The following is a 7,818-nucleotide window of genomic DNA, read 5'->3' on the forward strand; positions in this document are numbered from 1 at the left end:
AGTCAGGTCGGTTGGATACTGTGTCATAACTTTATTGTTTGGTACCTTTAAAGATATAACATTTTTCCAATTGACCGGCTGATTCTGAATTGTATGTAGCCCTATAACATTTTTCTTAAATCAATTCAAAACAGTTTCTTATATTTGTTTCATAATCTTTTAATAATGCAAAACTAAAAAGAGACGTATGAAAGATCAGTTGAAACATTTCTTACTGTTTGCTGTGCTTACCATTTGTTGTACAGCTACGGCGGTGGCACAGGCTACCGTGAAAGGTATGGTGGTGGATGCAGGTACAAACGAGCCTCTTATCGGGGCTACGGTTGCTGTGCAGGGGACTACGCAGGGGGCTATCACCGATGTGAACGGAGGTTTCACATTGAAGCTTGCTAAAAAGGGAGTTACCATCGTATTTACATACTTGGGCTATAAAGAGAAGACCGTAACAATCGGGAAGGATGGAGAGGTAGACTTGGGTACCATCCTGATGGAATCGGATGCACAGATGCTCCAGGACGTGGTGATTACTTCGTCGGTGGCTATCGCCCGCAAGACGCCGGTAGCTGTGTCCAGTGTAAGCATGGACTTTATTGAGGAAAAGCTCGGTACGCAGGAGTTTCCCGAAATCCTGAAGTCGACTCCGGGTGTGCATGCCAACAAGGAAGGCGGAGGTTATGGTGACTCTGAAATCTATATGCGTGGGTTCGGCAACGAGAATATCGCCGTGATGGTGAACGGTGTGCCGATGAACGATATGGAGTGGGGAGGCATCTATTGGTCGAACTGGGCAGGACTGACCGATGTGACACGCACCATGCAGACCCAGCGCGGTTTGGGTGCTTCGAAGGTGTCGGCTCCTTCGGTAGGTGGTACCATTAACATTGTGACCCGTGGACTGGATAGCGAAAAAGGCGGAACCCTTGCTTATTCGATGGGGAACGACGGCATGAACAAGATTTTGTTCAGCGTTTCTACCGGTGTGTCGAAAAGCGGCTGGGCAATGACGTTGCTCGGTGCCCGTACGTGGGGTAACGGTTATGTGCAAGGCACTGACTTCGAAGGATACAATTATTTCCTGAACATCTCGAAACGCATCAATGATGCGCACCAGTTGTCGTTGACGGCTTTCGGTGCTCCGCAAAAGCACTACCAGCGCGACGGTGCCCTGACCATTGCCGGCTGGCAACGTATGGAGAAGGTGTATGGCGTGAAGAATTACAAATACAACTCTACGTACGGATTCGATAACAACGGCGAGCGTCAGAGCGCGGAATACAACGTATACCACAAGCCGCAAATCAGCTTGAACCACCAGTGGCAGATTGATGAGAAATCATCGCTGAGTACGGTGGCATACGTATCAATTGGACGCGGTTATGGAAATTCCGGACAAGGAAATGAAGACTATGGATATTCGTACCGCGACTGGAACGGTGCTTATTACGGTGAATTGCAGACCAAATTCCGGAAAGCTGACGGTACGTTCGATTATGGAGCCATCGAAGACATCAATGCCGCAAGCGAGTATGGTTCGATGTTGGTCATGAGCCAGTCGAAGAACTATCACAACTGGTACGGCTTGCTTTCTACGTATACGACCAAGTTCGGCAAATACTTTGATTTCTACGGAGGTATTGATTTCCGTTATTATAAAGGTACGCATACGAACGAGATTTCGGACTTGTTCGGCGGCCAGTATTTCATGGACTCTACCCGTGGCGATGTACAGGTGGAAAACAATATCAATAAAGCCAATCCGGCATGGAGATACCAGAAACTGGGTGTAGGCGATGTGGTGTACCGTGACTATGACGGACACGTATTGCAAGAGGGGGCTTTCTTCCAGACCGAGTTCAACAAGGATAAGCTCTCGGCTTTCGTGGCAGGTTCGTTATCGAATACCACGTATTGGCGTTACGACCGTTTCTATTACGACGAGGCTCATGCCAAATCCGATAAAATCAGCTTCTTGGGCTTTACGGCAAAGGGTGGTGCCAACTACAACATCACCGACAATCACAATGTATTCTTTAACTTAGGATATATCAGCCGTGCGCCGAAGTTCTCTTACGGTGCTTTCATGCAAGCTACTACGAGCCATGCCATCAACAAGGATGCCAAGAACGAGAAGGTATTGTCGTTCGAGTTGGGATACGGTTTCCGCAACGAGTGGCTGAGTGCGAACGTGAATGCTTATTATACCAAATGGCTGGACAAGACCATGACCAAGAGCGGTACGATGGATAACCAGACGGAGTATTACATGAACATGACCGGTGTGAACGCCTTGCACAAAGGTATCGAGCTGGATGTGAAAATCACTCCGTTGAACTGGCTGGAGCTGACGGGTATGTTCTCGTTGGGTGACTGGAAATGGGACAGCAACGCTACGGGATATGCTTACGATGCTTACGGTCAGGCATTGACGGCTGAAGGAACCGTTACCACAGTAGGTGCTGCCGACCATGCCAATGCCAAGATTAACCTGAAAGGTGTGCGTGTAGGAGGTTCGGCACAGACCACGGCGGCTATCGGCGCTACCTTCAAGATTGGCAAGTCCATCCGTGTAGGTGCCGACTGGACGTATTACGGACGCAACTATGCGTACTATTCATTGTCGGGAAGCAACCTGTCGTTGGGCAGGGAGGTATCTGTGCTCGACCCGTGGAAGATTCCGGCAGCCAGCCAGTTTGATCTGAATGCTTCTTACCGCTTCAAGATCGGTAAGCTGAATGCTATCCTTTCCGGAAACGTGAACAACTTGCTGGATTACCAGTATATCTCGAAGGCATACAATCCGAATACGCTTTCTTCTTCAACCCTGCAGGAAGCTACAGCCGATAACATTTATTGCTACTATGCGTTCGGCCGTACGTATAGCTTGAGACTGAAAGTAAATTTCTAATCCTTAATAAAAGAAATGCAGTATATGAAAAAGATAATGTTGATGTCGACCGTATTGCTGGCGGGCTTGTCGGCATGCGAAGATTATAACGACCAGTTTAATATTGATTCTTCCCTGACCGATGTGAAGACGGGCGTTACCATCCAGCTGGCTTCTTCCGATTACGGAACCATAGCGGGAATGGAAGCGAACAAGGAACTTGCCTTGTCGAAAGACCCGGAAGGGCAGACCTATGTGGCGGCTTTGGAGGCCATCGGCGAGAACAAGTATTTTGCCGACGCTACGGAAGCCGAATGGTATTTGCCTGCTTTTATCGATTATAAATATCCGAATGCCGATACCGGTTCGCGCATCTCGGTACAATATAATATGTACAGAGGGCAGTCGGGCTATCTGGCCGATTTCAAGAAGATTTCGGATTACACACTGACCAATAACGATTACCGTAGCGTATGGAACGGGACTTCTACCGCTACTTACTTGTCTCCGTCTACACTGAGACAGATTCCTTCGGTACTGGAATCCAGAATGGAAGACCCGCAAGAAGGAGATATGGTAGCCGTAAACTATGCTTACTCGGAGTTCGAGCCAGGTGCGGGAGGCGGTGTCATTCCGGTAGTGTATCAGCAGGTTAATACTTTCGATGGGGAAGCCGGAAATTACGTCATTGCGGCTAAAGCCAACGATGGCAATTATTATCCTTTCGGCAAGCTGGATGACCCGAGTAAACCTTATGGATATATCTATCCCGATGCGATTACCGTGACCGATGGCATTATTTCTTCGGATAACGGTTCAGAGCAGGTTGTTACGATCGAAGAAGGTTCGGAAGGCTATACGTTGTTGAATAGCTACATGCAGTACATCTACATGGACGAGACACACGATAATTTTAACTTTACGACTTCTTTACCAACGGAAGGCGGAGAATGGTCGTTTGAGTCGAACGGAGACGGCACGTTTAAGCTGAAGAATATCGAAAGGGACAAGACCGTAAAACTGACTCTTTATAACGATTCGTATAGCTACGGAAGCTATGCAGCTTCGCGCTACACGTATGTGGAGGATGCGATGAAGGAAGAAAGCAAATTGTTTGCTATTAAAAACATTACTGTTCCTGAAGATCTGTCTGCTGTATGGTCTCATGATGCCTCATACGGTTATTATAAAGCGACAGGATATGATGATGCAAATAAGAAAAACTTGGCAGCCGAAAGCTGGTTTGTGTCTTCCGAAATCGACTTGTCGGAAGCGCAGAATCCAGTACTGAACTTTGATTTTGCTTTCAATTTCTTGAATGGGAACAATGCGGCTGATTTTATGCAACTGAAAGTCTCTACTGATTATACCGGTGATGTACAGGCAACTACGTGGACAGATTTAGCTTATGATGGTTCTCGATTTAACCGTTGGGATTTCATCGCTCAAAGCGTAGACCTGGCGCAGTTTGCAGGGAAAAAGATTACCTTGGCATTCGCTTACAAGAGCACTGACCAGTGTGCGCCTACCGCCGAAATCAAGAATCTGGCGATTGTAAACGGACAATACTGGGATGTATGCCTTTTCAAGGAAGTGCCCGAATCGGAAGTAGCAGCCCAGATGTTGAAGATGAGCCGTGCATCGGGCGCATACGCCAATACCGCTGCCCTCTATGTATATCGTGAAGGTGCATGGAGCGAATATACGAATGAAGATGCGAATGTTGTGGTTGCCGACCCGGCTATGTATGCCGAATTGGGTGCCGACTATGTATCGCGGCCTGCCAATGTATTCCCCATCTATCTGGTTCAGAAGTTCCCGTTTGCCGCGAAAGGTGATAAGGCTGCCGTGGTTTACCGTGCAGATGCCGACGGAACGATGGCTGTAACGGAATATACATATGATGCCGGCTGGACTGCATCGCAGATTTATTCTGCCCGCACCACTACTTTCGAAAAGACCGAAGAAGGATATGTGGCTATGGCTGGTACTTACCTGAATGAAAGCTTGGTTGGGGACGAAGGCGGATTCGTTATCCAAGACATCTCAATGCAGGGCGTGAACTACGTATGGAAGAACGACGCTACATACGGATGGAAAGCTTCCGCATATTATAATAACACGAACTATCCGGCAGAAAGCTGGCTGGTATCCCCGATTGTAGATTTGTCGGAAGCCATGGCTCCGCAATTGTCATTCGAAGAAGCACACCGTTACCTGAATGGTGAAGCGTTGACCGACCATTTCGCTATCAAGATTTCTACCGACTATGTAGACAATGTAGAGTCTTGCACATGGGAAGACTTGATATTCGATGAAACGCAATGGTCTGATGGGCAGACGTGGGATTTCTATCAGGTAGGCCCGTATGACTTGAGCGCATACGTGGGACAAACCATCCGGATTGCCTTTGTTTACACCAGCAATTCGACGGCTGCTCCTACGTGGGAATTCAAGAATGTCCTGGTAAATGAAGCTGAATAAAAAGTAATTATTTGTATTTCACCACAGGGGATGTGTATCCTCTGTGGTGTTTTTATTAAATAAAAGTATGAAACATCTTTGGAGAATTTACCTACTGTTCCTTTCTTGCATGGCAGTAGGATGCAGTGACAATGACACAATAATCATTGAAAATGAAACCACGCAGGAAGGAGCAATCACACTCATACTGAAAGGATATGAAGACATTTCGGAAGGTTTTTCTGTTTGTCAGCCCGAAGGATTTACCTATCCGTTTTATATCCAAGACCAGACCTTTCATGGCGATGTCTATTATTTCGTAAAGAGCAATGCCGAACGTCTGGACGCCATGACGGAAGTACCGGCTAAAGAAAATAATTGGCAACAGTCTATCGACATAGAAGAAGATGCCGCTTATTGGGCTTGGTGTATGGGTGCCGACCGTTACCGCTATCTGAAGTTCCGGGTAATAGACATCGAAGGAAACAATGTAACGATTGAATATGTGGAAGAAGATGCTCCGGCTGGAAACTGGAATGCGAATGCCGGTAATGATTACGTGACGGAATACGAAATGCCTTGCCTGAACGATTCGAATGTGTATGTGGCACATGACATTGAGGTAGACGGTAATCGGGTATTGAATTATGCACTGGAGTGGAATGCGGCTAAGCGGCACGCCAATTGGGTGGCTTTCAGTTTCGATAAAACGACTTCGGCTGATGAAGTATCACGTACCAATGCGTGGGCGGTAGACCCGAAGTTACCTTCGGATATGCAAACCGGAGACGAAGACCATGTGGGTGATGGCTTTGATAGGGGGCATCTATGCGCTTCGGAAGACCGGGTGTATCTGAAAGAAGCCAACGAGCAGACCTTTTATTATAGTAATGTATCTCCTCAACTGAGTAATTTTAATGGAGGCTTTTGGCAAGGGCTGGAAGAGCAAGTACAGACGTGGGGACGCTCTACCACATCAGGAACCTATGATAAAGTATATGTGGCAAAGGGAGGAACCCTCAATGAGCTCTTGACAAATTTTAATGGTACTATGCTGGGTAATGATGATTATATTCCGACAACGGATGAGAATGGTTTTACCATACACGGATTGGCATGTCCTGCGTCCTATTTTATGGCTGTATTGACTGAAAAGGGAAATGATTTTCATGCCATTGCGTTTTTGATACCTCATCAGGAAGGATTGATTCGTAATCCGAAAGCGGAAGATTTGCAAAAATATGTGATTCCGGTGGATGAGCTGGAACGGAAGACAGGCATTGATTTCTTCTGCAATCTGGATGATGCGGTAGAGAATCAGGTAGAAGCAGAAGCGGTGATAAGTGACTGGAGTTGGTGATAAAATTGAAGGAATATGTATAAAAGAATCGGATTGACACTCTTTCTGTTCCTGCTGGTCGTAGCAGGTAATGCACAGAATAAGAAAGGGAAACTCTACGGAGTGGCGTTTTATAACTTGGAAAACCTGTTTGATACCGTTCACGATGAAGGGAAGAACGATTATGAATATTTGCCGGACGGACGGAATAAATGGGATGATAAGAAATATCAGTCGAAATTGGAGCACATGTCGACTGTATTGAGCCTGTTGGCTACGGATAAAATGTCTGACGGAGCTGCGGTTATCGGTATGGCGGAAGTGGAAAACCGCCGTGTATTGGAAGACTTGCTGAAGCAACCGGCTTTGGCAGGGCGGGGATATCAGATTATCCATTACGAAGGTCCGGACGAACGGGGCATCGATTGTGCCATGTTTTATAATCCGGAACTTTATCAGGTGAAATCTACAAGGTTGGTGCCTTATCAGCTTGCGGAACCGTCCGACAGACCTACACGTGGCTTCTTGATAGCGGACGGAGAATTGGCAGGCGAACGGGTAGCTTTTATTGTCAATCATTGGCCTTCGCGTGGAGCCAAGTCTCCGGCTCGTGAGCGTGCCGGTGTGCAGGTGCGTGCCTTGAAAGACTCTTTGCAACGTCTGGACTCGAAAATCAAGATTGTCATTATGGGGGATATGAACGACGACCCGATGGACAAGAGCATGGCAGAATCGCTCGGAGCCAAACGTAATGCCAAGGATGTGAAAAAGAAAGAACTGTATAATCCGTGGTGGAATACGCTGGAAGGAGGTGACGGGACATTGAAGTACCGGGGGAAATGGAACCTTTTCGACCAGATAGTCTTTACCGGCAATTTCCTGAACCGCCGGCACCGGAAACTGACTTACGAGAGCCATCAGATATTCAAACGCGACTATCTGTTCCAGACCGAAGGAAAATATGCCGGTTATCCCAACCGTACGCAAGCGGGCGGGCGTTGGCTGAACGGCTATAGCGACCATTTGCCCACCGTGGTTTATTTCATCAAGCGGTAATAAGTAAGAAGCTGTTTTGAATTTATCGTGCGATGATTTGGGATGAGTTTTTGAGGCATTTTCGCTTCTGTGATGA

The 7,818-nt window shown here is 47.1% G+C and carries 4 protein-coding genes; all 4 read left to right on the forward strand.

Annotated elements, in window-relative coordinates; genetic code table 11:
• The first annotated feature begins 187 nt into the window (after positions 1–187).
• Positions 188–2,905 (forward strand): TonB-dependent receptor, encoded by a 2,718-nt coding sequence (locus H9625_RS16655; protein WP_191765425.1) that lies wholly within the window; start codon positions 188–190, stop codon positions 2,903–2,905.
• A gap of 24 nt (positions 2,906–2,929) precedes the next feature.
• The gene (locus tag H9625_RS16660) at positions 2,930–5,368 is read left to right on the forward strand and encodes a choice-of-anchor J domain-containing protein (protein ID WP_191765427.1); all 2,439 of its coding nucleotides are present in this window, start codon (positions 2,930–2,932) and stop codon (positions 5,366–5,368) included.
• A gap of 67 nt (positions 5,369–5,435) precedes the next feature.
• Positions 5,436–6,707 carry a DNA/RNA non-specific endonuclease gene (locus H9625_RS16665; protein ID WP_191765429.1) on the forward strand — a complete coding sequence of 424 codons (1,272 nt, stop codon included), beginning with the start codon at positions 5,436–5,438 and terminating at the stop codon, positions 6,705–6,707.
• A 15-nt stretch (positions 6,708–6,722) separates the two neighbouring features.
• Positions 6,723–7,742 carry an endonuclease/exonuclease/phosphatase family protein gene (locus tag H9625_RS16670; RefSeq protein ID WP_191765431.1) on the forward strand — a complete coding sequence of 340 codons (1,020 nt, stop codon included), beginning with the start codon at positions 6,723–6,725 and terminating at the stop codon, positions 7,740–7,742.
• The last annotated feature ends 76 nt before the right edge of the window (positions 7,743–7,818 follow it).

Source organism: Phocaeicola intestinalis (genome assembly GCF_014837065.1).
Classification (GTDB): domain Bacteria; phylum Bacteroidota; class Bacteroidia; order Bacteroidales; family Bacteroidaceae; genus Phocaeicola; species Phocaeicola intestinalis.

Coding starts and splice junctions, on each gene's coding strand:
- H9625_RS16655 (WP_191765425.1), top strand. CDS start 188: ATGAAAGATCAGTTGAAACATTTCTTACTGTTTGCTGTGCTTACCATT.
- H9625_RS16660 (WP_191765427.1), top strand. CDS start 2,930: ATGAAAAAGATAATGTTGATGTCGACCGTATTGCTGGCGGGCTTGTCG.
- H9625_RS16665 (WP_191765429.1), top strand. CDS start 5,436: ATGAAACATCTTTGGAGAATTTACCTACTGTTCCTTTCTTGCATGGCA.
- H9625_RS16670 (WP_191765431.1), top strand. CDS start 6,723: ATGTATAAAAGAATCGGATTGACACTCTTTCTGTTCCTGCTGGTCGTA.